At 72.1% G+C, this 24,926-nt stretch carries 22 protein-coding genes and 1 tRNA gene; 11 read left to right on the forward strand and 12 right to left on the reverse strand.

The annotated features are described in order from the left end of the window. Positions 1–88: 88 nt before the first annotated feature. Positions 89–1,423: an ArsA family ATPase gene (locus tag MRBLMG1_RS11540; protein WP_367823690.1), complete on the forward strand. Its 1,335-nt coding sequence runs from the start codon at positions 89–91 to the stop codon at positions 1,421–1,423. Positions 1,424–1,596: 173 nt separating this feature from the next. Here the strand turns inward: MRBLMG1_RS11540 and MRBLMG1_RS11545 are convergent, their stop codons facing one another. Next, positions 1,597–1,941 carry a WhiB family transcriptional regulator gene (locus tag MRBLMG1_RS11545; RefSeq protein WP_026058363.1) on the reverse strand — a complete coding sequence of 115 codons (345 nt, stop codon included), beginning with the start codon at positions 1,939–1,941 and terminating at the stop codon, positions 1,597–1,599. 416 nt (positions 1,942–2,357) lie between these two features. Here MRBLMG1_RS11545 and MRBLMG1_RS11550 point away from each other — a divergent pair, with 416 nt between their 5' ends. Then, positions 2,358–4,598: a transglycosylase domain-containing protein gene (locus MRBLMG1_RS11550; RefSeq protein WP_367823329.1), complete on the forward strand. Its 2,241-nt coding sequence runs from the start codon at positions 2,358–2,360 to the stop codon at positions 4,596–4,598. Positions 4,599–4,673: 75 nt separating this feature from the next. Here MRBLMG1_RS11550 and MRBLMG1_RS11555 read toward each other — a convergent pair whose 3' ends face one another. Next, positions 4,674–5,138 (reverse strand): GatB/YqeY domain-containing protein, encoded by a 465-nt coding sequence (locus tag MRBLMG1_RS11555; RefSeq protein WP_367823331.1) that lies wholly within the window; start codon positions 5,136–5,138, stop codon positions 4,674–4,676. Between the two features lie 74 nt (positions 5,139–5,212). On the opposite strand from MRBLMG1_RS11555, the gene MRBLMG1_RS11560 reads away from it, so the two are divergent. The 4 genes from MRBLMG1_RS11560 to MRBLMG1_RS11575 all read left to right on the forward strand — a co-directional run bounded on the left by MRBLMG1_RS11560 (position 5,213) and on the right by MRBLMG1_RS11575 (position 7,411). Next, positions 5,213–6,151 (forward strand): metallophosphoesterase, encoded by a 939-nt coding sequence (locus MRBLMG1_RS11560; protein WP_367823333.1) that lies wholly within the window; start codon positions 5,213–5,215, stop codon positions 6,149–6,151. Between the two features lie 29 nt (positions 6,152–6,180). Further along, positions 6,181–6,342 carry a hypothetical protein gene (locus MRBLMG1_RS11565; RefSeq protein WP_367823335.1) on the forward strand — a complete coding sequence of 54 codons (162 nt, stop codon included), beginning with the start codon at positions 6,181–6,183 and terminating at the stop codon, positions 6,340–6,342. 60 nt (positions 6,343–6,402) lie between these two features. Then, positions 6,403–6,476: transfer RNA gene (locus tag MRBLMG1_RS11570), tRNA-Pro, on the forward strand. A gap of 242 nt (positions 6,477–6,718) precedes the next feature. Beyond that, positions 6,719–7,411 carry an HAD family hydrolase gene (locus MRBLMG1_RS11575; RefSeq protein WP_367823337.1) on the forward strand — a complete coding sequence of 231 codons (693 nt, stop codon included), beginning with the start codon at positions 6,719–6,721 and terminating at the stop codon, positions 7,409–7,411. Positions 7,412–7,471: 60 nt separating this feature from the next. Here MRBLMG1_RS11575 and MRBLMG1_RS11580 read toward each other — a convergent pair whose 3' ends face one another. Beyond that, positions 7,472–8,350, reverse strand: a complete 879-nt coding sequence (locus tag MRBLMG1_RS11580) for a glycosyltransferase family 2 protein (RefSeq protein WP_367823338.1) — start codon at positions 8,348–8,350, stop codon at positions 7,472–7,474. Positions 8,351–8,578: 228 nt separating this feature from the next. Between MRBLMG1_RS11580 and MRBLMG1_RS11585 the strand changes: the two genes are divergently transcribed. Beyond that, positions 8,579–9,775, forward strand: coding sequence for a serine/threonine-protein kinase (locus MRBLMG1_RS11585; protein WP_367823340.1), 1,197 nt, complete (start codon positions 8,579–8,581; stop codon positions 9,773–9,775). 65 nt (positions 9,776–9,840) lie between these two features. Here MRBLMG1_RS11585 and MRBLMG1_RS11590 read toward each other — a convergent pair whose 3' ends face one another. Beyond that, positions 9,841–10,122 (reverse strand): hypothetical protein, encoded by a 282-nt coding sequence (locus MRBLMG1_RS11590; protein ID WP_367823341.1) that lies wholly within the window; start codon positions 10,120–10,122, stop codon positions 9,841–9,843. Positions 10,123–10,275: 153 nt separating this feature from the next. Between MRBLMG1_RS11590 and MRBLMG1_RS11595 the strand changes: the two genes are divergently transcribed. Next, complete coding sequence (locus tag MRBLMG1_RS11595; RefSeq protein WP_367823343.1) at positions 10,276–12,117, forward strand: alkyl/aryl-sulfatase; 1,842 nt, start codon at positions 10,276–10,278, stop codon at positions 12,115–12,117. A gap of 30 nt (positions 12,118–12,147) precedes the next feature. On the opposite strand, the gene MRBLMG1_RS11600 is transcribed toward MRBLMG1_RS11595, so the two are convergent. Then, the gene (locus MRBLMG1_RS11600; protein ID WP_367823345.1) at positions 12,148–13,155 is read right to left on the reverse strand and encodes a YdcF family protein; all 1,008 of its coding nucleotides are present in this window, start codon (positions 13,153–13,155) and stop codon (positions 12,148–12,150) included. Positions 13,156–13,193: 38 nt separating this feature from the next. Continuing rightward, positions 13,194–14,555, reverse strand: a complete 1,362-nt coding sequence (locus tag MRBLMG1_RS11605) for a tetratricopeptide repeat protein (RefSeq protein ID WP_367823347.1) — start codon at positions 14,553–14,555, stop codon at positions 13,194–13,196. A 194-nt stretch (positions 14,556–14,749) separates the two neighbouring features. Here MRBLMG1_RS11605 and MRBLMG1_RS11610 point away from each other — a divergent pair, with 194 nt between their 5' ends. Continuing rightward, positions 14,750–15,787 carry an Lrp/AsnC family transcriptional regulator gene (locus MRBLMG1_RS11610; RefSeq protein WP_367823349.1) on the forward strand — a complete coding sequence of 346 codons (1,038 nt, stop codon included), beginning with the start codon at positions 14,750–14,752 and terminating at the stop codon, positions 15,785–15,787. 83 nt (positions 15,788–15,870) lie between these two features. Here MRBLMG1_RS11610 and MRBLMG1_RS11615 read toward each other — a convergent pair whose 3' ends face one another. Continuing rightward, positions 15,871–16,701: a class I SAM-dependent methyltransferase gene (locus tag MRBLMG1_RS11615; protein WP_367823351.1), complete on the reverse strand. Its 831-nt coding sequence runs from the start codon at positions 16,699–16,701 to the stop codon at positions 15,871–15,873. Between the two features lie 71 nt (positions 16,702–16,772). Between MRBLMG1_RS11615 and MRBLMG1_RS11620 the strand changes: the two genes are divergently transcribed. Continuing rightward, positions 16,773–18,596 (forward strand): S9 family peptidase, encoded by a 1,824-nt coding sequence (locus MRBLMG1_RS11620; protein WP_367823353.1) that lies wholly within the window; start codon positions 16,773–16,775, stop codon positions 18,594–18,596. A gap of 61 nt (positions 18,597–18,657) precedes the next feature. Next, a complete protein-coding gene (locus tag MRBLMG1_RS11625; protein ID WP_367823355.1) occupies positions 18,658–19,398 on the forward strand; it encodes an SURF1 family protein in 741 nt (246 codons plus the stop codon). 49 nt (positions 19,399–19,447) lie between these two features. On the opposite strand, the gene MRBLMG1_RS11630 is transcribed toward MRBLMG1_RS11625, so the two are convergent. From MRBLMG1_RS11630 to MRBLMG1_RS11650, 5 genes are all read right to left on the reverse strand, one after another. Then, the gene (locus tag MRBLMG1_RS11630; RefSeq protein WP_367823357.1) at positions 19,448–20,785 is read right to left on the reverse strand and encodes a hypothetical protein; all 1,338 of its coding nucleotides are present in this window, start codon (positions 20,783–20,785) and stop codon (positions 19,448–19,450) included. Next, on the reverse strand, positions 20,782–21,534 hold the full coding sequence (locus tag MRBLMG1_RS11635; RefSeq protein ID WP_367823359.1) for a SigE family RNA polymerase sigma factor: 753 nt from the start codon (positions 21,532–21,534) through the stop codon (positions 20,782–20,784). Before MRBLMG1_RS11635 ends, MRBLMG1_RS11630 begins: the two co-directional genes overlap by 4 nt. Before the next feature lie 263 nt (positions 21,535–21,797). Continuing rightward, positions 21,798–22,856 carry an aspartate-semialdehyde dehydrogenase gene (locus tag MRBLMG1_RS11640; RefSeq protein ID WP_367823361.1) on the reverse strand — a complete coding sequence of 353 codons (1,059 nt, stop codon included), beginning with the start codon at positions 22,854–22,856 and terminating at the stop codon, positions 21,798–21,800. Next, entirely contained in the window at positions 22,853–24,124 is a 1,272-nt protein-coding gene (locus tag MRBLMG1_RS11645) for an aspartate kinase (RefSeq protein ID WP_367823362.1), read from the reverse strand. Before MRBLMG1_RS11645 ends, MRBLMG1_RS11640 begins: the two co-directional genes overlap by 4 nt. A gap of 115 nt (positions 24,125–24,239) precedes the next feature. After that, positions 24,240–24,908 (reverse strand): DUF5063 domain-containing protein, encoded by a 669-nt coding sequence (locus MRBLMG1_RS11650; RefSeq protein ID WP_367823364.1) that lies wholly within the window; start codon positions 24,906–24,908, stop codon positions 24,240–24,242. Positions 24,909–24,926 lie beyond the last annotated feature (18 nt).

Consider the following 24,926-nt stretch of genomic DNA (forward strand, 5'->3'; position numbering starts at 1 on the left):
CGGGCCCGACGCGACCACCCCCGCGACGGGCCCCGACCCGACCGCGGCGAACCGTCCCGGCCCCGCCGTCGCGAGCGGGCTCGACGCCGTGCCGGTCCTGGAGCTGGATCCGCTGATCGACGACCTGGGCACCCGGATCATCGTCTGCTGCGGTGCGGGCGGGGTCGGCAAGACGACCACGGCGGCGGCGCTCGGCGTGCGGGCGGCGGAGCGCGGACGGCGGGTGGTGGTCCTCACGATCGACCCGGCCCGCCGGCTCGCCCAGTCCATGGGCATCGACTCCCTCGACAACACCCCGCGCAAGGTCGACGGGATCAAGGGCTCCGACGGCGGCGAGCTGCACGCGATGATGCTCGACATGAAGCGGACCTTCGACGAGATCGTCGAGGCGCACGCGGACCCCGAGCGGGCGCGGGCGATCCTGCGGAACCCCTTCTACCAGTCCCTGTCGGCCGGGTTCGCCGGTACGCAGGAGTACATGGCGATGGAGAAGCTGGGACAGCTCCGGGCCCGCGACGAGTGGGACCTGATCGTCGTCGACACCCCGCCGTCCCGGTCCGCGCTGGACTTCCTGGACGCGCCGAAGCGCCTCGGGTCGTTCCTCGACGGGAAGTTCATCAAGCTGCTGATGGCCCCGGCGAAGGTGGGCGGCCGGGCCGGGATGAAGTTCCTGAACGTCGGCATGTCGATGATGACGGGCACGCTCGGGAAGCTGCTCGGGGGTCAGTTCCTCAAGGACGTGCAGACGTTCGTGGCGGCGATGGACACGATGTTCGGCGGTTTCCGGACCCGCGCCGACGCCACGTACAAGCTGCTCCAGGCCCCGGGCACGGCGTTCCTCGTGGTCGCCACGCCGGAGCGGGACGCGCTGCGGGAGGCCGCGTACTTCGTGGAGCGGCTGGCCGCCGACGAGATGCCGCTGGCGGGCCTCGTGCTCAACCGCGTCCACGGCAGCGGCGCCGCCCGGCTGTCGGCCGAGCGGGCGCGGGCCGCCGCGGAAAATCTTGACGAGGGGCGCATTGTGGATCAGGGGGGCGGGAAGGCTGAACTGCGTGGCTCCCCGGCCACGATGCCCGAGCCGTCCGATCTCGCCACCGCCGCCGCACTCCCCGTTTCAGAGGCTGCCCCCACAGCCGAACCGGCCGCACAGCACGACGACGAAGCCACTGACACCAGCACGGACCCGGACACATACACGGACACGGACGTCGACGTTCGTCATCTCACCGCGGGACTTCTGCGCCTGCATGCCGAGCGCATGCGGGTGCTCGCGCGTGAGCAGCGCACGCGCGACCGCTTCACCGCGCTCCACCCCGAGGTGGCGGTGGCCGAAGTGGCCGCCCTGCCCGGCGATGTGCACGACCTCGCCGGGCTGCGGGCCATCGGTGACCGGCTCGCGGCCGGGCGGACGCCCTCGACCTGAGCGGTATCCCCGTCTCCGTACGTCCAGGAGCTCCGTACCGCGGACGGGTGCCTCCGTGCCGCGTACGTCCAGGAGCCTCTGCACCGCGGACGGGCGTCTCCGTGCCGCGTACGTCCAGGAGCTCCCTGTCGCGTACGCATGCCTCCGTACCCGTGTCGCGTACGGGTCGGGGTCTAGCCGACCGCCGCGTACGCCTCGTACGTCGCGTCGTCCTCCATGGCGACGGGCAGCAGGCCCGCGCCGCGCTCGTACTCCGTGCGCGCCGTCTCCAGGAGCCGGCGCCACGAGGTGACGGTCGGCCTCCTGCGCAGCAGGGCGCGGCGCTCGCGCTCCGTCATGCCGCCCCACACACCGAACTCCACCCGGTTGTCCAGGGCGTCGGCGAGGCACTCGGTCCGCACCGGGCATCCGGTGCACACCGCCTTTGCCCTGTTCTGTGCCGCTCCCTGCACGAATAGTTCATCCGGATCGGTAGTGCGGCAGGCCGCCTGCGCACTCCAGTCAGCTACCCAGCCCATACCGGCGCCGTCCTCTCCCGAATCGAGGCTCCCCCACGGCGACAGCGGCATATTCACCGCTGCCAGTTGGGACGTTACGGAAGGTGGGCACAGCGCAACACCCCCTTCGGGCCCAATCTTGGATGGCCCGAACGGACTATGCGTGCGCGTCAGATCACCCAGGGGAGTGATCGATGGACATGCGTGTGATAGCGGACATATCACGCAGATACGCCGTTCCTCGGCGGGGCCACTTCGGGCACCGCGTGACGCATGAGCCGGAATCGGACACGAGCTTCCCGTGTTTCGGGGTCACGGGAATTCATACCGATGTCACGCACGGGTCTTGATGCGAGACCGCACTGCTGTGACAGTTGTGAGCAGCTTAGGCCAAGGCATATACGCGTGTCCGGCGAATGAGAACGTAGGCTGCCCCCATGGCAAAGAAGCGCTCGGGCGGTGGTCTGACCGGGACCCAGCAGGCCGCCAAGTTCCTCGGTGTCAGTGTGCTCTCCGGAGCCGTGCTGGCGGGCATCGCCCTGCCCGCGGCCGGTGCACTGGGACTCGCCGCGAAGGGCACGGTCGAGGGGTTCGACGAGATCCCCTCCAACCTGAAGACCCCGCCGCTGAGTCAGCGCACCACGATTCTCGACTCCGAGGGCGGGCTCATCGCCACGGTGTACTCCCGGGACCGGAAGGTCGTCCCGCTGGAGAGGATCTCGCCGTACATGCAGAAGGCGATCGTCGCGATCGAGGACGGCCGCTTCTACGAGCACGGGGCGATCGACCTCAAGGGCGTGCTGCGCGCGATCAACCGCAACGCGCAGTCGGGCGGTGTCGCGCAGGGCGCGTCCACCCTCACCCAGCAGTACGTGAAGAACGTCTTCGTCGAGGAGGCCGGTGACGACCCCGAGAAGGTCGCCCAGGCCACCCAGCAGACCATCGGCCGCAAGGTCCGCGAGCTGAAGTTCGCGATCCAGGTCGAGGAGGAGCTGGGCAAGAAGAAGATCCTGGAGAACTACCTCAACATCACGTTCTTCGGGCAGCAGGCGTACGGCATCGAGGCCGCCTCCCAGCGGTACTTCTCCAAGCCGGCCGCCAACCTCACCCTGGGCGAGGCGGCGATGATGGCCGGGCTCGTCCAGTCGCCGAGCCGCTACGACCCGATCAACGACATCCAGGAAGCCACCAAGCGCCGCAACGTGGTCCTCCAGCGGATGGCCGACGTGAAGGACATCAGCCAGGCCGAGGCCGACGAGGCGAAGGCCACCCCGCTGAAGCTGAAGGTGAAGACCCCGAAGAACGGCTGCATCACGGCCGTCGACGGCTCCGGCTTCTTCTGCGACTACGTCCGCAAGACGATCCTCAACGACCCGACCTTCGGCAAGACGGCCGAGGAGCGGCAGAAGCTGTGGAACCTGGGTGGTCTCACCATCAAGACCACGCTCGACCCGCGCGCCCAGGCCGCCGCCAACGAGGCCGCCATCGCGAAGATCAACAAGGACGACCAGGTCGCCGCCTCGGTCGTCCAGGTCAAGCCCGGCACCGGCAAGATCATCTCGATGGGCCAGTCCCGCCCGTACGGCCTGGACCAGAAGCAGCACCAGACCACGCTCAACCTCGCCGTCGGCAGCAAGATGGGCGGCACCACGTACGGCTTCCAGGTCGGCTCGACCTTCAAGCCGATCACCGCGGCCGCGGCCCTGGAGAAGGGCCTGAGCCCGGCCCAGGTCTTCGACACCCCGGCGCAGATCAACATCCCGGAGAACGACTACACCCGCTGCGACGGCAAGCCCGCGGGTTACGCGAACTGGGAGGTGAACAACGAGGTCGAGTCGGAGAAGGGCGCCTACGACATGACCAGCGCGCTCGGCAAGTCCATCAACACCTACTTCGCCAAGCTGGAGCAGATGGCCGGCCTGTGCGAGACGCTGACGATGGCGAAGCACGTCGGCTACGAGCGCGAGCTGGGCAAGCCCGTCAAGCAGAGCCCGTCCATCACGCTCGGCAGTATCGAGAGCACCCCGCTCGACATGGCGTCCGTCTACGCGACCTTCGCCAACCGGGGCATGTACTGCACCCCGGTCGTCATCGAGTCGATCAAGGCCGCCAACGGCGACAAGCTGAACGTGCCCCAGTCGAAGTGCTCGCGCGCGATGTCGCAGCACACCGCCGACGTCATCAACCAGATGCTGAAGGGCGTCGTCGAGGACGGCACCGGCACCAAGGCCGGCCTGAGCGACCGCGACAACGCGGGCAAGACCGGTACCACCAACGACCGCAAGGACGCCTGGTTCGTCGGCTACACCCCGAACCTGTCCACCGCCGTCTGGGTCGGTGACGACGTCGGCGAGAAGAAGTCGATGTACGACATCACCATCGGCGGCGAGTACTACGAGAAGGTCTGTGGTGGCTGCCTCCCCGGCCCCATCTGGAAGATCGCGATGACGGGCGCGCTCGACGCCTCCGAGACGCCGGGCTTCAACACCGTCTCCGTACCGCGGGCCGAGAAGCCCAAGGACCCGGAGAAGGAGGGCGACGAGGGCCCGAACAAGCCCCGCAAGCCGGGCGACGCCAAGCCGGGCGACACCGACCCGACCAACCCGTTCCCCGGGATCACGCTCCCGCCGGACATGCTGGGCGGCGGCGACGGCCGACCGGGCCGCGGCAACCGCTGACACCGCGATACGCGAGAGGGCGCCCCCACCTGGTGGGGGCGCCCTCTCGCGTATCGAACGCCGAACCGGCGCGGATCAGCCCGCGAGCAGCTTCTTGACGGAGGCGGCGACACGGCCGCCGTCGGCCTGGCCGGCCACCTTCGGGTTCACGATCTTCATCACGGCGCCCATGGCGCGCGGGCCCTCGGCACCCGCCGCCTTCGCCTCCTCGACGGCCGCCGCGACGATCCCGTCGAGCTCCTCGTCACCGAGCTGCTTCGGCAGGTACGCGTCGAGCAGGACGCCCTCGGCCTTCTCCCGCTCGGCGGACTCGTGGCGGCCGCCCTGGGCGAAGGCCTCCGCGGCCTCGCGGCGCTTCTTCGCCTCCTTGGCGATCACCTTCTGCACCTCGTCGTCGGAGAGTTCGCGCTTGGTCTTGCCCGCGACCTCCTCCTTCGTGATGGCGGTGATGGTCAGCCGCAGGGTCGAGGAACGCAGTTCGTCGCGCTCCCTGATCGCGGCGTTGAGGTCGGCCTTGAGCTTCTCCTTGAGCGTGGTCATGAGGTCAAGTGTGGCAGGTGCCCCGCCCCGACCGCCCGCGCATTTCCGCCGCGCGGGTCTGCGACGATGGGGGGATGCGCGCACGGTACGGGATCCCCCTGAAGGTCACGGCAGGTCTGACGGCTGCGGCCGCGGCCGGACTCGTCTACGCGGCGGGCTTCGAGGCCCGCTCGTTCCGGCTGCGCCGGGTGACGGTCCCGGTCCTCCCGCCGGGCATGCGCGACCTGCGGGTCCTCCAGGTCTCCGACATCCACATGGTGTGCGGCCAGCGCAAGAAGCGCGCCTGGCTCCAGTCCCTCGCGGGCCTCCGCCCCGACTTCGTCGTCAACACCGGCGACAACCTCTCCGACCCGGACGCGGTGCCGGAGGTCCTGGACGCGCTCGGCCCCCTGATGGAGTTCCCCGGCGTGTACGTCATGGGCTCCAACGACTACTACGGGCCGACGCCCCGCAACCCCGGCCGCTACCTGAAGGAGAAGGCCCAGGGCCGCCACGGGCTCAACGGCAACGGGCCCGTCGTCGGCGCCCGCCACAACCCGTGGGAGCCCATGCGGGACGGCTTCGACGCGGCCGGCTGGGTGGACCTCACCAACACCCGCGGCCGGCTGAAGCTGCCCGAAGCCGACCTGGCGTTCACCGGCCTCGACGACCCGCACATCAAGCGCGACCGCTACGAGCGCGTGGCCGGCGGCCCCGACGCCTCGGCCGACTTCACGGTGGGCGTCGTCCACGCCCCGTACCTGCGCTCGCTCGACGCCTTCACCGCCGACGGATACGAGCTGATCCTCGCCGGGCACACCCACGGCGGGCAGGTGTGCATCCCCTTCTACGGGGCGCTCGTCACCAACTGCGACCTCGACACGGACCGGGTGAAGGGGCTCTCCACGCACACGGTCGCCGACCGGACCTCGTACCTCCACGTCTCCGCGGGCTGCGGCGCCAACCGGTACACCCCGGTCCGCTTCGCCTGCCCTCCCGAGGCCACCCTGCTCACCCTGACGGCGCGTCCCTGACCACTCACGGGGTCCTGCTCCGCATCCCGGTGATCGGCCTCGTCCTCCACCTCCCCACCCCGCCCGGCGCCCTCCGCCCGCGCCACGCCGCCCAGCGGCTCGCCGTCCCCGGCCTCGACCTCGCGATCGTCGGCGAGCCTCGACCGCATCCGACCTGCGCCGCCGTCCCCCGAATACCGGATTTCGCCTGAGCGCGCGCGTGGGCTAAAGTAAGCGATGTCGCCGCGACGTGAAGAACAGAGCAGCGACATCGGGGTGTAGCGCAGCTTGGCAGCGCGCTTCGTTCGGGACGAAGAGGTCGTGGGTTCAAATCCCGCCACCCCGACAGCCGTAACAGCAGGTGAGGCCGGTACTGGATCCAGTACCGGCCTCACCTGTTTCTGTCTGCGTGTCTCTCTGCGTGACTGCCGCTCCTCGCGTGCTTACGGCCGCAGCTGATCCTCCCCCCAAGATCCCGTCCATGACCACGGCACCGGTCCTGGTCCTGCCGCTCCCCCGCTTGACGAGCGGTTTGCCGCCAGGATCGAATCGACAGTGCCTGGGAAACGATCGGAAGGGACTTCGACCTTGACGCACGATGATCCGCTCACCGAGACCCTGGCGAACGCGCGCGTGGTCCTCTTCGACTTCGACGGACCCGTATGCGACGTGTTCGCGGGACTGCCGGCGCCCGAGGTCGCGGGGGAACTGACCGACCTCCTAGCCGCCGAGAACGAAGCCGCGGGGGCGAAGGCCTCCCAGACGGACGACCCCATTGAGGTACTGCGCATCGCGTACGAGGCCGACACCGAACTCGGCCAGAAGATCGAGCAGGCACTGACGGCCGCCGAGGTCCGAGCCGTCGCGGTGGCCGGGCAGCCGACACCTGGTGCGGCGGAAGCACTCCGGGCGGCGGTTTCCGCTGGTCGAGGCGTCGCGGTGGTGAGCAACAACTCAGCCGAATGTGTGCGGGTCTTCCTCGGACTGCACGGGCTGTACGAGTACGTCACCGAGGTCGTGGGTCGACCCTCCGAGCAGCCGCACCTGATGAAGCCGAACCCGTTCCCGCTCATCACGGCAGCCGAGTTGATGCACGCCGACGTATCGAGCTGCACGTTGATCGGCGACTCACTCACGGATATCCAGGCCGCCCACGCGGCCGGGGCAGCGGTCATCGGCTACGCGAACAAGCCCCACAAGTCCGAGGCGTTCGCCGAAGCGCGGGCCGATGTCGTCATCCAGGACATGCAGTCCATCGCCGACGCGCTCACCACGGCGTAGCAGAGGGCCGGCGGGGACCTGTCACAGGGGCTTCTCGGGGAAGCCCCCCACGGGGGTGGGTCAGATGATCGGGGGGCGGCCCAGGCGGGTCATGTGGCGGACGGTGGACCAGCGGATGGGGCGGCGGGGGCCGCAGGGGCGGCGGAGGCCTTCGGCGAAGCCGGCGAACCAGGCGGCGAGGCCGGGGAGGGAGCGGGTGCGGGCGAGGGTGAGGAGCGTCCAGACGCCGAGGTAGACGGGGACGAGGAGGGCCGGAAGGTTGCGCTTGGCGAGCCAGACGCGGTTGCGGGCGGTCATCCGGTAGTAGACGGCGTGGCGGGCCGGGCTGGTCTTGGGGTGCTGGAGCAGGAGCTCGGGGGCGTAGAGGACCTTCCAGCCGGCGTCGAGGGCCCGCCAGGCGAGATCGGTCTCCTCGTGGGTGAAGAAGAACTCCTCGGGCCAGCCGCCGACGCGGTCGAGCATCCGCATCGACAGGCCGTGGCCGCCGCCGAGGAAGGTCGTCACCTCGCCGCCGCGCAGCGGGTCCTTGGCGCCGAGGCGGGGGACGTGCCGGCGCTGCGTCTCGCCGGTCTCGTCGGCGATGCGGAACGAGACGACGCCGAGGGCGGGGTCGGCCGCGTACAGGTCGGCGAGGCGGCGGAAGACGTCCGTGTCGACGAGGAGGCCGTCGTCGTCGAGGTCGACCACCACGTCCACGTCGCCGAACGCGCGGAGGGTCTCGATCGCGACGTTCCGGCCGCCCGACACGCCCCGGTTCTCCGGCAGTTCGACGCCCGTCACGCCCTCGGGGAGTTCGGGCAGCGAGCCGGTGCCGTTGCCGACGACGACGATCCGGGCCGCCGGCTCGTCCTGCCGCGCCACGGCGTCGAGGAGCAGCCGCAGCTCGGCGGGGCGGGAGCCCATCGTCAGTACCGCCACACCCATACGCGGTCGTGCCACGACCCACTCCGTCCCACACGCGTGAATACTCCGGGCCGCGATGCTAACCGCCGGGCGCCACCCGGCGTTCACCCGGCGTGCGGCCGGGCGCCGGCAGGCCTTCACTCCTGGCGGGTCGTCACGTCCGGAGGTCCGCTGGGAGGGGAGCGGCGCGAGGGGTCGGGGCGGACGGCTCTACGCTTGTCCCCTTCCGTCAGGTTGATCGATCGTCGAAAGGGTGGTCTCCAGGTGCTGGTCGCGGACCGATATCGGCTTCATGTGTGTATCGGCCGGGGCGGCATGGGCGAGGTGTGGCAGGCCACCGACGAGGTGCTCGGGCGGGCCGTGGCCGTGAAGCTCATGCTGGCGCAGGGGACCGACCCGTCGGCCGCCGAACGGTTCCGCCTGGAGGCGCAGACCGCGGCACGGCTGAGCCACCCGCACGTGGTGGGCGTCTTCGACTTCGGAACGTGGGACGGAAAGCTCTTCCTCGTCATGGAGTTGGTCGAGGGGGACAGCCTCGCGGGGAGTCCGTCCGACCCGCTGCTGCTGCCCGCCGAGCGGGTCGCCGTGGTGGCCGCGCACGCAGCCGCCGGACTCGCGGCCGCGCACCGGCAGGGCGTGGTGCACCGGGACATCAAGCCGGGGAACCTGCTCGTGGACGCCGACGGGACGGTGAAGCTGGCCGACTTCGGCATCGCCCGGTTCGTCGACGACCCGTCGGCGGCGCTCACGACGACGGGTCAGATCGTGGGCACGGGGCTGTACCTGGCACCGGAGCGGGCCCTCGGGCAGCCGGCCTCGTCCGCCTCCGACGTGTACTCGCTGGGCTGCGTGCTCTACCAACTGCTCACCGGCCGACCGCCGTTCCGGGCGGACACCGCCACGGCTCTGCTGTACCAGCACATCGACACCCCGCCGGTGCCGCCGACCCGGCTCGGGGCGGCGCTGCCGCCCGAGTTCGAGACGTACCTGCTGAGCCTGCTGGCCAAGCGGCCGGAGCAGCGGCCCTCGGCGCAGTCGATCGCGGACTGGTTCTCCTCCGGGGCGTGGCGGGCGTACCCGCAGCCCACCCCGGCGGCCGCGCCGATGTCGACGCGGACCGCCGCGCCGATGTCGTCCCCGATGCCGAGGAGGGGCTCGGCGCCGATGCCGGGGGCCGCGCAGTCCGCGCACGGGGGCGCGCCCATGCCGGGAACGGCGCCGATGCACGGGGCCGCGTCCACGCACGGCTCCGCGTCCCGCTCGGCGTCCCGCTCGGCGTCCCGGCCCTCGACCGGGCCCATGGCCGCGCCCGCCGCCGCCTCGCGCAGGCGGGAGCGGCCGGGCGGCGCCGGCGGGGGGCTCGCCGAGCTGTCCAGACGGCGGCCGCGGAAGACGGCGGCGGTGGCGGGGGCCATCGCGTTCGTCGTCTTCCTGATCATCGGGATGGCCTGGCTCTCCTGAGCCGGCGCCGGGTCCCGGTCAGCGCCGGTCGGTGCCGACCGCTCCGGAGCCGGGCCGGCCCGGTCTCAGTACAGCCTCGGGGCCATCACCTGCCCCTCTCCGTCCGCCGTGGCGAGGAGCAGGCAGCGCGGGACGCCGGGCCCCGGGGTCGCCCGTACCGTGACGGGGGTCGGCGGGTCGGTCGGGAGCTCGACGGGAACGGTGACGGGCCGGTCGTCCTTGGTCGTGGCGTAGCCGGTCTCCTTGCCGTCGACGAGGACCTCGACGACGGGGGTGTGACCGGTCTGCACGGTCGCGGAGACCGAGTGCCCGAGATAGTCGATGTGGAAGTGGTGGCGTGCCCTCATGGGCCACCTCCGTGCCGCCGGAGTGGGACGCGTATCTCCAGAGTAGGTACGGTCCGGCGGTCCCGCCGCTCCGAAGTGCGGTCGTAGTGGCCCGGTGTTCAGATGGACCGGTACGCCGAACCACCGCCCGCGCGGAACGGAGCCCCCGGATACATGAGCGACATCCTTCCCTCCTTCGAGGACACGACCGACTTCGACAACGCCGACCGCGGATTCCTCGGCTCGCTCGTCCCAGGCGTCGTGACGGACGAGGCCGGCCGTGTGGTCTGGGACAACGACGCCTACGACTTCCTCAAGGCGGAGTGCCCGGACACCGCTCACCCCAGTCTGTGGCGGCAGGGCCGGCTCTGCGCGCGGCAGGGTCTGTACGCGGTCACCGAGGGGATCTACCAGGTCCGCGGCCTGGACATCTCGAACATGACGATCGTCGAGGGCGAGCGCGGGATCGTCGTCATCGACCCGCTGATCTCCGTGGAGACGGCGGCCGCCGCCCTCGCGCTGTACCGGGAGCACCGCGGTGACCGGCCGGTCACCGGGGTGATCTACACGCACTCGCACGGCGACCACTTCGGCGGTGTCCGGGGCGTCCTCCCGCACGGCACCGAGGAGGGCGTGCCGATCCTCGCGCCCGCGGGCTTCCTGGAGCACGCGGTCAGCGAGAACGTGTACGCGGGCAACGCGATGACCCGCCGGGCGAGCTACATGTACGGCGTCGGGCTCCCGAAGGCCCCGGACGGCCAGATCGGCGTGGGGCTCGGGCAGGGCACCTCCACCGGCACCATCAGCCTGATCCCGCCGACCGTGGACATCACGGAGACGGGGCAGGAGGAGACGGTCGACGGGGTGCGGATCGTCTTCCAGCTCACGCCGGGCACCGAGGCGCCGGCCGAGATGAACTTCCTCTTCCCCGACCACCGCGCCCTGTGCCTGGCGGAGAACGCCACGCACAACATGCACAACGTGCTCACCCTGCGCGGCGCGGTCGTCCGCGACTCCCGGATCTGGTCGCACTACCTGGACGAGGCCATCGAGTACTTCCACGGGCGGTACGACGTCGGCTTCGCCTCCCACCACTGGCCCACCTGGGGCCACGACAACGTGGTGGCGTTCCTCGCCGAGCAGCGCGACCTCTACGCGTACATGCACGACCAGACCCTCCGCCTGCTGAACGCGGGGCACACGGGCGTCGAGATCGCCGAGCTGATCGAGCTGCCGCCCGCCCTGGAGAAGGCCTGGCACGGCCGCGGCTACTACGGCTCGCTCAGCCACAACACCAAGGCGATCTACCAGCGCTACCTCGGCTGGTACGACGGTAACCCGGCCCATCTCTGGGAGCAGCCGCCCGTGGAGCTGGCGCGGCGGTACGTGGAGGTGGCCGGCGGGCCCGCCGACGCGCTCGCCAAGGCCCGGGCGTACGCCGAGGACGGCGACCTGCGCTTCGCCGCGACCCTCCTCGACCACCTGGTCTTCGCCGACCCCGGCAACGCGGAGGCCAAGGAGGTGCTCGCCGGGGTGTACCAGCGCCTCGGGTACGGCGCCGAGAACGCCACCTGGCGCAACTTCTACCTGCGCGGCGCCCAGGAGCTCCGCGAGGGCGTCGGGGGCGACATGGTCGACATGACCAACCCCGAGATGGCGATGGCCCTCACCGTCCCGATGCTGATCGACTCGGTGGCCGTCGCGATCGACGGCCCGCGCGCCTGGGACGACGACCTGACGATCGACCTGGTCCTGCTCGACGTCCCCACGGACGCGGGCGAGCGGCGGCGCCTCACCCTGCACAACGGAGCCCTGACGCACCGGGTGGTCGCCGCGCCGCGGACGCCCGCCGGGCTCACCCTCACCCTCGGGGGGAAGGCCCAGCTCCTCGGCCTCCTCGCCGGGAAGAGTCCCGAGGAGCTCGGGATCGGCGTGGAGGGGGACGCGGCACTGCTCGCCCGCCTCTTCTCGTACGTGACGAAGCCCGACCCCCGGTTCCCGATCGTCACCCCGTGAGGAGGCCGTGACGGACCGGACGGGCCGCTCTCAGCTCACGACCCACGCCAGGAAGCCCAGCAGGATCAGCGTGAGGCAGATCCCGAGGTTGACCACCTTGTACTGGAGGAAGACCGCGACGAACTCGCGGATGGTCGCCGACGGCCAGAAGTAGGCGGCGGTCGGCGAGCCCACCACCTGGCCGTCCAGGCCCGCCCGGCGGGCCTCCAGGGCGGCCCGGAAGGCGTGGAAGTTGTTGGTGACGATGACGCAGGAGGAGCCGGGCCGGTCCCGCTCCATCAGTTCCTTGCTGAGCAGCATGTTCTCCTCGGTGGTGCGCGAGCGGTCCTCGCGCACCACCGCGCCGGCCGGGAAGCCGCGCTCGACGAGGTAGTCGGCCATCGCGTGGGACTCGGGCACCTCCTCGTCGGGGCCCTGCCCGCCGGAGGTGATGAGGACGGGTGCGTTCCCACCGCGCGCGGCCAGCATCTCGTAGACCTGCCGACCCCGGTCGAGGCGGCTCGCGAGGAGGGGCGGCACGCGGCGGCCGCCGATCAGCCCGGAGCCGAGGACCACGACGTAGTCGGCGTCGCGGCGGATCCGCATCCGGCCGTACAGGTAGGCGTAGCCGACGAAGCAGAGAAAGAGGAACGAGACGTAGGCCAGCACGAGCAGGGCGGTGCCGACGAGGACGCCGAGGGCTGGTGAGCGGGTGACGGCCGCCGTGACGGCGAGGCCCATCACGGCGAACATGCCGGCGCCGGCGAGGAGCGCGAGCAGGTTGGCCGGGCTTCTGCCCTCCTTGCGGACCATCTTCACGCCGTTCGCGCAGAGCAGTCCGGCGAGGACGACCGGGCCCAGGCCGAGGGCGAGCAGCACGGTGATCATCACCGTCTCGGCGACGCCGGGCGGGGCGTCGTCGATGCCCGTGAGGAGCCCGAGGCCGAGGAAGGTGACGGCGAGGCCGAGGTACACGGCGTTGCCGAAGCGGCGCCGGTCGCGCCGCACACCGGCCCCGAAGAGCAGCAGGAACACGGCGGCCACGACGAAGGCGAGCATGCCGACATCGTAGACACCACGACCGACAGAGGGGGGTGCTAGACCTCGCCCGCCAGCATGAACAGGCCCCGCCTCGCGCCCTCTTCGTACGCGCTCCTCAGCTCGGGGTCGTCGAGCAGCGCCCGGAGGGCGGCCTCCCCGCGGGCGCGTGTCACCATGCAGTACTCCGCCGGGCGGTACGAGGAGTCGAAGACCGAGGTCCGCAACAGGTCGACCGCGCCCAGCAGATGGGCCGCCACGTCGTGCTGCCCCTCCAGCGCCCGCATCTGGGCCAGGAGTTCCGCCGCGCAGGCCGCGCCCACGGCGGAGCCGAGCCGCAGGTGCTCGCGCAGGGCCCGGCGGGCGTAGCCGGCGGCCCGCTCCCGGTCGCCGTCCCAGGCGACGAGTTCGGCCCGTACGTGATACGCCCAGGCATCGGCGAACAGGTCGCGGCCCACCCAGGCCCGCCGGCTCACGCCGTCCAGGTCGCCCTGGTCCAGCGCCTCCTGCGCCGCCTCCGGGTCGGAGCGGCACAGGGAGAGGGCGAGGCCGACCCAGCACGCCTGGCGGGTCGGCCCGAACTCCGGGTGCTCCCCCATCAGCGCCAGCGCGTCCCGGAATTCGGCCGCCGCCGCGCGCGTACGCCCCTGGTAGAGGGCGGTCGCGCCGCGCAGATGGGCCAGGAGCGCCAGGCAGCGGTCGTCCCCGTCCCGCACGGCAGCCGCCCACGACTGGGCGAGGAGCGGGTCGGCGTCCTCGGGGCGGCCCGACTCCAGCTCCAGGAAGGCCGCGAGCCACAGGGCACGGGCGGGCACCGGGCCCGGGTGCAGGCTGAGGGCGTGCCGCAGCCGGGTGCGGCCCTCGGCGATCCGCCCGCAGGCCACCCACAGGAACCACAGGGAGACGGCGATCTCGACGGCGGTGTCGGCCTCGGTGCTCGGCGACAGCGGCGCGGTCGTCGGGTCCATGGCGGCGGCCAGGTCGGGGAGTTCCCGCAGGGCGAGGTCCCTGGCGTCGAGCTGCCGTCCCCGCTGCCACCAGTCGGCGGCCCGCCGGGCCAGCTTCACGCACCACCTGCGGTGGTGCAGGACGACCACCCAGCGGTCTCCGCGCGCCGTGAGCCGGCGGGCGCCGACGGCCCGCATGGGATGCGGCATCCAGTAGCGGGGCAGGCCGTCCTCGCCGTCGAAGAGGTCGTCGACGGGGAGGAGCGCGAGGGGCGCGAGGCGGTCGAGGACCTCCTGGACCTCCGCGGCGGGCAGCGAGCCGGAGGCGCAGACCTCGCGGACGGCGTCCCGGCCGAAGGCGCCTTCGAAGACGGACAGCCGCTCCCACAGGAGCTGTTCGGCCGGTCCGGCGCTCTCGTAGCCGCGCTCGGCCGCGGCGAGCTGGTCAAGGCCGACCGGTTCGCCCCACAACATTTCGTTTTCCGCCGATTCCCCTGCCCACATGCGCCGCAGCCCCCGTGTTCCTTCCCCGTCCCTCTCCTGTGACTTAGGACGGATTTAATGGAAATCAGCCACCGTCGCGGCTTGAATGCATTTGCCCTGGTCCACATCCTGGGGCTTCCCGCAGCCCACACCCAGGGATTGGCCGGGATCGACCAAGGAGGTACATGGATACCGGGGAATCCGTCCTGGGAGAAGCGGATCTGTCATTGATCCACGCACTGCAGATCGCCCCGCGCGCCAGCTGGACCCAGCTGGCGGGGGTTCTGGGGACGAGCCCCGACACCCTCGCCCGGCGCTGGGAGCACCTCAATTCCGGCGGCTACGCCTGGAACTCGCTGCTCGCGGCCCGTCTCGGCACGGACGCCACGCTGTACGCCTGGGTCGAGCTTGAGTGCGTCCCCGGCGACGCGGAGGCCACCGCGATCCAGGTCGCCGGCGACCCCTGCACCCTCGGCGTCCACCAGGTGACCGGCGACGCCGACCTCGTGCTCCTCGTGGTCTGGCCCGACCTGTACGCGCTCGACGCCTACCTCGCGGACCGCATCCGCCGACTGCCCGGAGTGCTCCGGTCCCGCACCCAGGTCGTCACACGGCTGCACAACCGCCCCTACCGGTCACGGATCGAACAACTCCCGCCGTCCCAGGCCCAGCTGCTCGCCGAGGCCGTGAACGGCGACCGGCGGCCCCGCTCCGCGCACACGCGCGCGTACCCGTACGTGACCGAGCTCGACCGGCGACTGGTCGCGGAACTGGCCGGGGACGCCCGCCGCAGCGCCGCCGAGCTCGCCCGGCAGTGCGGCACGAGCGAGTCCACCGTGCGCCGCAGACTGGACGCCCTCACCGGCGCCGGCGTGCTCCACCAGCACTGCCAGGCGGCCCCCCGGTTCTCCGGGCGCCCGGTCTGGGCGATGGTCACGGCCGACGTCCCGCCGCTCGACGTCCCGGCGACCGTGGCCGCGCTGGCCCGACTGCGGCAGACCCGCGTGATCACCTCGGTCACCGGGCCGCACAACCTGGCCCTCGCCATGTGGCTCCGTACCGTCGACGAACTCCACGACATCACGGCGGCCATGGTGCGGGCCGCCCCGGCACTCCGCGTCGCGGGCACCTCGCTGTCGCTCCGCACCCACAAGATAGGCGCACAGGTCCTCGGCCCCGACGGCCGGCGGACGCACCACGTACGGCCCTACTGCGCCCCCTGAGGCCCGGCTCAGGCCCGCCGAGACCCGCCGAAGCCCGCTGACGGGCGGTCAGGCTCGGCGGGTCACCGGAGTCTTCGTGACGGTCAGGCCGGGCGGGAGGCCTTGATCGAGTACATCAGGGGGATGCGGGGACGGTCCGCGGGGAAGCGGTAGTAGCCGTCCTCGTGCCGCTGGAGCGCGCCGTAGCGCGGGAACAGCGACGCCTCGTGCTCGTGCAGGAACTCGATCCGCAGACCGGCCTTGGCGAGCGCCGTGACGACCTCGCCGACCGGGTGCACCCACTCCACGCTGCGGTTGTGGACGGTGGCCGCGTCGAGATCGGCGTACGTGCCCGGGGAGGTGTCCACCCAGGGCTCGCGGACGAAGTAGTCATGGACGATCCGGCTGCCGGTCTCGTCGTCGAGCGAATCGGTCAGCGGGTGGAACTCCGCCACGTAGAGGAAGCCGCCGGGCGCGACGAGCGAGGCGGCGATCTCCGCCCAGCGGTCGATGTCCGGGAGCCAGCACAGCGCCCCGCTGCCGGTGTAGACGATGTCGTACGCGCGGTCCGGGACGGCCTCCGCGGCGTCGTACACGTCGGCGGCGACGAACGCGGCCCGGTCCTGCGAGAGGCCCAGGTCGGTCGCGAGCGAGCGGGCCGTCTCGACGGCCGGCTCGGAGAAGTCCAGGCCGACGACGTGCGCGGCGCCGTGCCGGGCCCAGGAGAGCGTGTCGAGGCCGATGTGGCACTGCAGGTGCAGCAGGGAGCGCCCGGTGACGTCACCGACCTCCGCGAGCTCGAAGTCGCGCAGGGCGTCCTTGCCCGCGCGGAAGGCGTCGAGGTCGTAGAACTCGCTCGCGGCGTGGATCGGGACGCGCTCGTCCCAGCGCGCGCGGTTGGCCTCGAGCCAGTCTTCGGGGGTCGGAGAGTACATGTCGGCGAGGTTATCCACAGGCCGGGGAGGACGCGACCCGAATCGTCCGCCGGCCGGAGCATCATGGGTCCATGACTGAGAGCAAGAACCCCGAGCTCCCCGCGGAGACCCCTGCGTGGGAGCGGCGCTTCCGCGCACCGCGCGTCTCCCTGCCCGAGTGGGCCGAGGAGGCCCCCGACCGCTCGCTGTTCGTCTCCAACGCGACGGGGACGTACGAGCTGTACGCCTGGGACCGGGCGAGCGGCGCCCAGCGGCAGGTCACGGACCGGCCGAACGGCACGACGGACGGCACGCTGTCCCCGGACGGTGCGTGGGTCTGGTGGTTCGCGGACACCGACGGGGACGAGTTCGGGGTGTGGATGCGCCAGCCGTTCGCCGGCGGCCCCGACGAGCCCGCCGTGCCCGGCCTCGACGCCTCCTACCCGGCCGGACTCGCCATCGGCCGCGAGGGCACGCTCGTGGTCGGCCGCTCCACGGACGAGGACGGCTCCACGGTCCATCTCGTACGCCCCGGGGCCGGCGCCCCCGTCGAGATCTACCGGCACCGGGAGTCGGCCGGGGTCGGCGACCTCTCGTACGACGGCGCGCTGATCGCGATCGAGCACACCGAGCACGGCGACGCGATGCACTCGGCGCTGCGCGTGCTGCGCGCCTCGGACGCGGCCGTCCTCGCCGACCTCGACGACACCAAGGGCGGCACGGAGGAGCTGGGGCTCACGGTCCTCGGCTTCGCCCCGGCGGCGGGGGACACCCGGCTGCTCGTCGGGCACCAGCGGCGCGGCCGCTGGGAGCCGATGCTGTGGGACGTGGCGGCGGGCACCGAGACCGACCTCCGGCTCGACCTGCCGGGCGACGTGTCGGCGGAGTGGTACCCGGACGGCTCCGGGCTGCTGATCGTGCACAGCTTCGAGGCGCGCAGCGAGCTCTGGCGGTACGAGATCGCCACCGGCGCCCTGGTCCGGGTGGAGACCCCGGCCGGTTCGGTGTCGAGTGCGACGGCCCGGCCCGACGGCAGCGTCGAGTACCTGTGGTCGTCGGCCGCCGAGCCGCCGGTGGTGCGCTCCACGGCCGGCGGTGTCGTCCTCGACCCGCCCGGCGCGAAGGCTCCGCCGTCGGTGCCCGTGGAGGACGTGTGGGTGGACGGGCCCGGCGGCCGGGTCCACGCGCTCGTGCAGCGCCCGGCGGAGGGCGAGGGCCCCTTCCCCACGATCTTCGAGGTGCACGGGGGTCCGGCCTGGCACGACAGCGACGCCTTCGCGTCGGGACCGGCGGCCTGGGTGGACCACGGGTACGCGGTGGTGCGGGTCAACTACCGCGGCTCGACGGGGTACGGCCGCGAGTGGACCGACGCGCTCAAGCACCGGGTCGGCCTGATCGAGCTGGAGGACATCGCCGCGGTCCGCGCCTGGGCGGTGGCGAGCGGCCTCGCCGACCCGTCGCGCCTCGTCCTGTCCGGCGGCTCCTGGGGCGGCTACCTCACGCTCCTCGGCCTGGGCACCCAGCCGGACGACTGGGCGGTGGGCCTGGCGGCGGTCCCGGTCGCGGACTACGTCACGGCGTACGAGGACGAGATGGAGGCCCTCAAGGCGCTGGACCGGACCCTGCTCGGCGGTTCGCCGGAGGAGGTGCCCGAGCGGTACGCGGCCTCGTCGCCGCTGACGTACGTGGACGCGGTGAAGGCCCCGGTGCACGTCTCGGCCGGCGTCAACGACCCGCGCTGCCCGATCCGGCAGATCGACAACTACGTGGACCGGCTGGCGGCCCGGGGCGCGGTCCACGAGGTGTACCGGTACGACGCGGGCCACGGCTCGCTGGTGGTGGAGGAGCGGATCAAGCAGGTCGGCCTGGACCTGGCTTTCGCCGCGAAGCACCTGGGGGTGTCCGGCCCGGCCTGACCGACGGCCGCGCGGGGACCCGGCCGACGGGGGGCGGGGCGGGCTTGCGTACCGTGGGGGCGTGTACCGGTTCCTGAGAACGCCCCGCTGGTGGGGGATCAACGCGTTCGTCCTCCTCGCGATCCCGTTCTGCGTCTTCATGGGCACCTGGCAGCTCGGCAAGTTCGAGGACCGCGTCGACTCCCATCAGGAGGCCGAGCAGCGGCCCGCCGCGAGCTCGCTGAAGGCGGAGCCGCTGGCGTCCCTGCTGCCGGTGGACACGGAGACCTCGGGCCGGTCGGCGGAAGCCCGCGGCAGGTTCGGGGAGCAGTTCCTCGTCCCCGACCGCGAGCTGGACGGCCGCTCCGGCTCGTACGTCCTGACGCTGCTCAGGACGGACGGCGGCCGGTCCCTGCCGGTGGTCCGCGGCTGGCTCCCCACGGGCGCGAAGGCCCCCGCCCCGCCGTCCGGCGAGGTCACGGTGGTGGGCGCGCTCCAGGCCTCGGAGAACGCGGGCACGAAGGGCGTCAGCGCGGCGGGCGGGCTGCCCGAGGGGCAGCTCGGCATGATCAGCGCGGCGGCCCTGGTGAACGTGGTGACGGACGACGTCTACGACGCCTGGATCACCCTCGCCGACTCCCCCGCCGGGCTGACGCCGGTACCGGCCGCCGCCGCGGCGGGCACCGGCCTGGACGCGAAGGCCTTCCAGAACCTCGGCTACACGGCGGAGTGGTTCGTCTTCGCCGGCTTCGTCGTCTTCATGTGGTTCCGCCTCGTGCGCCGCGAGGCGGAGGCGTCCCGGGACGAGGCACTGGGCCTGTAGCTCCCCGGGCCGGGGCCACCGGCCCTGGCAGGTGGGTCCCGGCGGCGCCTCAGGAGGCGTTCAGGATGCCGGTCCGGTAGATGACGCCGGCGCAGGCGTTCGTGACGATCGCCGACGCCGTGGGGCCGCCCGGCTCCGCGGTGTGGCTGACCACGACGCTGCCGTCCGCGGGAGCGTCGTCCTCGTGGAGCAGCTGGGTCGTGACACCGGTCCCGGCGTCGGAACCCGCGCCCGCCTCCGCGCCCGTGCCCGCCGTGCCGGTGCCTCCGGTGCCCGTGGTGGGGCCGGGGTCGGCGGTGGTGGTCGGCGGGACCGTCGGCGGCTGCGTGGTGGGCTGCTCGGTCGGCGTGGGCGGCGTCGGAGTCGGGGTGGTCCCCGTCGTCGGACAGGTCTCGCTCGGCACCCAGACGAACTTCACCTCGTACGAACCGTTGGGCTTCAGGACGAGCGAGGAGGACTCCTGCGAGGGGTCGGGCAGGCCGCTGCCGTTGTCCCCCGAGGTGTGCCGGACCACCGCGATCCGTCCCGGGTCGGCCGCGCCGCGCGCCTCGAAGCCGACGACGCCGCTGCCGTCGACGACGCAGTCCCGGCCCGACACGTTGGCGATGCGGAAGTTGCCGTAGAACCTGCCCTGGTCGTCGGGGCCCTGCGCTCCCTCGCTGCTGACGCCGAGCTGGTCGGGGCCGCAGCGGGACGCGGAGCCGTTGCCCGCGCCCTGCGACTGCTGCTGCCCGCCGGCGGCGCCCGGCGACTGCCCGCCGCCGGTCCCCTGGCCGGCGCCCTGGCTCGGCGAGACGCCGGTCGCGGGGCCGTGGGTGCTCTGGCCGCCCTCGGCGCCGGCCTCGGCGCCGGTGCCGCCCTGGGCGTCCTCGCCGTGGCCCGCGTTCACGGCGTCGGCCGCGGAGAGGCCGCCCGAGGAGGCGACGTGCACGAACGCGGGAACGGCCGTCCCGATGAGGACGACGGCGGCGCAGGCGCCGACGAGGGCCTGGCGCTTGCGGGCGCGGCGCGCGGGGACGGCACGGCGCAGGTGGTCCAGCGAGCCCGCGGAGGGCTCCAGGCCGGCGACGGCCCCCTGGAAGAGCCGCCGCAGCGCGAGTTCGTCGTCACCGTCGCCCTCGCCGGGTCCGGGCTCGATCTTCACCATGCGCTGTCCACTCACGTCGTTGCGTTCATCCAGGGCGTCGTGCTCGTCACGAGCACCGCCGTCCTCACGGGGCCTCCCACCTGACACCGGGCCGGGCACGGAGCCGGGCACCACGTCGGGCACCGCGTCGCGCACAGCCTCAGGCACCACGTCGGGCACCGCGTCGGGTGCCTTGCCGGGTCCCTTGCCGGACACCGGTTCGGGCACCTCGTCAGGTGTCCTGCCGGAGGTCTCGCTCATGCCGTCGCTCCCATCGCGACGCGCAGCGCCGCGATGCCCCGCGAGCCGTACGCCTTCACGGACCCCAGGGATATCCCGAGCGTCTCGGCGACCTGAGCCTCGGTCATGTCGGAGAAGTACCGCAGGGCGAGCACCTCGCGCTGGCGCCGCTGGAGGCCGCGCATCGCCTTGATCAGGTCCTCGCGCTCCAGCTGCTCGTACGCCCCCTCCTCCGCGCTGGCCATGTCCGGCATGGGCTTGGACAGCAGCTTGAGGCCGAGGATGCGGCGGCGCAGCGCGGACCGGGAGAGGTTCACGACGGTCTGGCGCAGGTACGCGAGCGTCTTCTCGGGCTCGCGGACGCGCTTGCGGGCCGAGTGGACGCGGATGAACGCCTCCTGGACGACGTCCTCGCAGGAGGCCGTGTCGTCGAGGAGCAGCGCGGCGAGACCGAGCAGCGACCGGTAGTGGGCGCGGTAGGTCTCGGTCAGGTGGTCGACGGTGGTTCCGGCGGCCGAGGTGCCCTCGGCGCTGGCGCGCGGCGCCGGGATCGCGTCCATCCCGGCCGCGCGGGGCGCGGCGGGCACGGGGGCGATCACCGGCATCCCGCCGAGTGGGCGCGGGCGTCTGAACGGACGGACCGCGGGGCCGCGTACGGGGCCGACGGCACTTCCGCGCAGGGGGAGCACGGCGGCGCCCCGCACGGGGAGCACGCCTGTGCCCGCGCCGCGGAGCGGAGCGATGGTCGCGATGTCGAGTACCTCTGCCACGCCTGTTGGACACACGTCCCCCCGACAGGGTTGTACGCGTACGCCACCCTTTTTGACGGTGAGTCGTATGTCCTCATGCGTAACCGTTCTCCCCCTGTGCCCCGCTTTCACGGCGTGTTCCGCGCCACACGGTCGTGGGTGAACGCAGAGACGCCTCCACCCGGCCGTTGGTTGCGGCAGGGGGGAAAAGCATCCTCTTCCACGGCATCACCGCAGTTCAAGAGGTATCTGACGCCTAATTGCTCACAGGACGTCCACAGATCCTACAAAGCTGTGACAACCGATTCCGCGATCTGAAGGGCGTTCAGGGCCGCGCCCTTGCGCAGGTTGTCGGCGCAGACGAAGAAGTCGAGCGCACGCTCGTCGTCCATGGAGCGCCGGACCCGTCCCACCCAGGTGGGGTCGGTGCCGGCGACGTCGGCGGGGGTGGGGAAGTCGCCCGCGGCGGGGTCGTCGTACAGCACGACGCCGGGCGAGGTCGCCAGGATCTCGTGGGCGCGCTCGACCGGCACGGGGTGCTCGAAGCGCGCGTGGACGGAGACGGAGTGCCCGGTCACGACGGGCACGCGGAGGCAGGTGACGGCGACCCGCAGTGCGGGGAGGCCGAGGATCCGGCGGGTCTCGTCCCGGACGTGCTCCTCCTCCGAGGAGGCCCCGTCGGCGCCGGGCGTGCCCGACCAGGGCAGGACGTTGAGCGCGAGGGGCCCGGGGAAGGGGCCGGTGTTGTCGCCGACGGCCCGTCGTACGTCACCGGGGTGGGTGCCGAGGTCGTCGCTGCCGGCGACCAGGCCCAGTTGGGCGCGGAGCGCCTCGACGCCCGCCTGTCCGGCGCCGGCGCCGCTCGCGGCCTGCTGGGCGGTGACGACGAGCTCGGACAGCCCGAACTCGGCGTGCAGGGTGCCCACGGCGACGATCAGAGCGAGGGTGGTGGAGCCGGGGCTCGCCACGATGCCGCGGGGCCGTACGCGCGCGGCGTGGGGGTTGGTCTCGGGGACCACCAGGGGCACGTCGGGGTCGGCGCGGAAGGCCGCCGAGGTGTCCACGACGACGGCGCCCTTGGCGGCGGCGATGGGCGCCCACTGCGCCGCGACCGCCTCGGGGGCCAGGAAGAGCGCCAGGTCGACGCCTTCCAGGGCTTCCTCGGAGAGCGCGAGGATCTCGCACTCCTCCCCGCGCACGGCGGCCTTGCGGCCCGCCGAGCGCGGGGAGGCGAGGAGTCGGATCTCGCCCCAGACGTCCGCGTGGTGCGACAGCATCTGGAGCATCACCGAGCCGACGGCTCCGGTCGCACCGACGACCGCGAGCGTCGGCTTCGGCGTCATCGGCCGGTGCCTCCGTAGACGACGGCCTCGTCCGAGTCGCTGTCCAGACCGAAGGCGGTGTGGACGGCGCGCACGGCCTCGTTGACGTCGTCGGCGCGGGTGACGACCGAGATGCGGATCTCGGAGGTCGAGATGAGCTCGATGTTCACGCCCGCGTCGGACAGCGCCTTGAAGAAGTCCGCGGTGACGCCGGGGTTCGTCTTCATGCCGGCGCCGACCAGGGAGATCTTGCCGATCTGGTCGTCGTAGCGGAGCGAGTCGAAGCCGATCGCGCCCTTCGCCTTCTCCAGCTCGTCGAGGGCCTTGCGGCCCTCGGCCTTCGGGAGGGTGAAGGAGATGTCCGTGAGGCCGGTGGAGGCCGCGGACACGTTCTGCACGATCATGTCGATGTTGATCTCGGCGTCCGCGACGGCGCGGAAGATGGCCGCGGCCTCGCCCGGCTTGTCCGGCACGCCGACGACGGTGATCTTCGCCTCGGAGGTGTCGTGGGCGACACCCGAGATGATGGCCTGCTCCACCTTCTGGTCCCCTTGCGGTTCGTTGCTGACCCACGTGCCCTGGAGTCCCGAGAAGGACGAGCGGACGTGGATCGGGATGTTGTAGCGGCGCGCGTACTCGACGCAGCGGTGCAGCAGCACCTTGGAGCCGGATGCGGCGAGCTCCAGCATGTCCTCGAAGGAGATCCAGTCGATCTTCTTCGCCTTCTTCACGACGCGCGGGTCGGCCGTGAAGACGCCGTCGACGTCGGTGTAGATCTCGCAGACCTCGGCGTCGAGCGCGGCGGCGAGCGCCACGGCCGTGGTGTCGGAACCACCGCGGCCCAGCGTGGTGATGTCCTTCTTGTCCTGGGACACGCCCTGGAAGCCCGCGACGATGGCGATGTTGCCCTCGTCGAGGGCGGTGCGGATCCGGCCCGGCGTGACATCGATGATGCGCGCTTTGTTGTGGACCGAGTCGGTGATGACGCCTGCCTGGCTGCCCGTGAACGACTGGGCCTCGTGGCCCAGGTTTTTGATCGCCATGGCCAGCAGGGCCATGGAGATCCGCTCTCCGGCGGTCAGCAGCATGTCGAACTCACGCCCGGCAGGGATCGGGGATACCTGCTCGGCGAGATCGATCAGCTCGTCCGTCGTGTCGCCCATCGCGGAAACCACGACGACGACCTGGTGGCCGTCCTTCTTGGTGTCCACGATTCGCTTGGCGACGCGCTTGATGCCTTCGGCATCGGCAACGGAGGAGCCTCCGTACTTCTGCACGACAAGGCCCACGTGCGCTCCTCGCTCAGTCTGTGCCGCAGCCGGCGCTGCGATCGGCTCAGTCTATCGAGGGACCTGGAAACGCCGACCGTATATCACATCCTGAGATACGAAGCTCAGCAAGTGATCATCCCTTGACGGAACGGCCCCGCAGGCCCAGCGGGGCCGCGATCTCTTCGAGCATCACGCGGCCGGCTTCCTCGGCGAGGTCGTCCTCGGTGAGGTCCTCGTCGGTGTCGAGGCCGTCGAGGGCGGCGAGGGGCTGGTCGAGGCGGACGTGCGCGACGAGGGACTGGAGGGCGCGGAGGGTGGCCGAGGCCGTGGGGCCCCAGTTGGAGAAGTAGGAGAACTGCCACCACCAGAGGGCCTCGCTGGTGCGGCCCGCGCGGTAGTGCGCGAGGCCGTGGCGGAGGTCGGTGACGATGTCGGCGAGGTTGTCGGAGATCCGGGCCGGGACGGGCGCCTTGCGCGGCTCGTAGGGGTCGAAGACCTCGGAGAAGACGTCGACCGGGTCGAGCATCACCGCGAACCGCTCGCGCAGGTCGTCGACGTCCGGCTCGGGTCCCGTGTCGGTCTCGTACCGCTCGTCGGGGACGATGTCCTCGTGCGCGCCGAGCCGGCCGCCCGTGAGGAGCAGCTGGGAGATCTCCAGGAGCAGGAAGGGCACGGCGCTGTCCGGCTCGTCGCCCTTGGCGACCTCGGTGGTCGCGACGATGAAGCTCTCGATCGAGTCGGAGATCTGGACCGCGAAGTCGTCGGGGTCCTGCGTGACGGAGTGCAGTGTGGCGTCAGACATCGAGCAGCCTCCCTGAGA

The organism is Streptomyces sp. LMG1-1-1.1 (assembly GCF_040815545.1).
Lineage (GTDB): Bacteria > Actinomycetota > Actinomycetes > Streptomycetales > Streptomycetaceae > Streptomyces.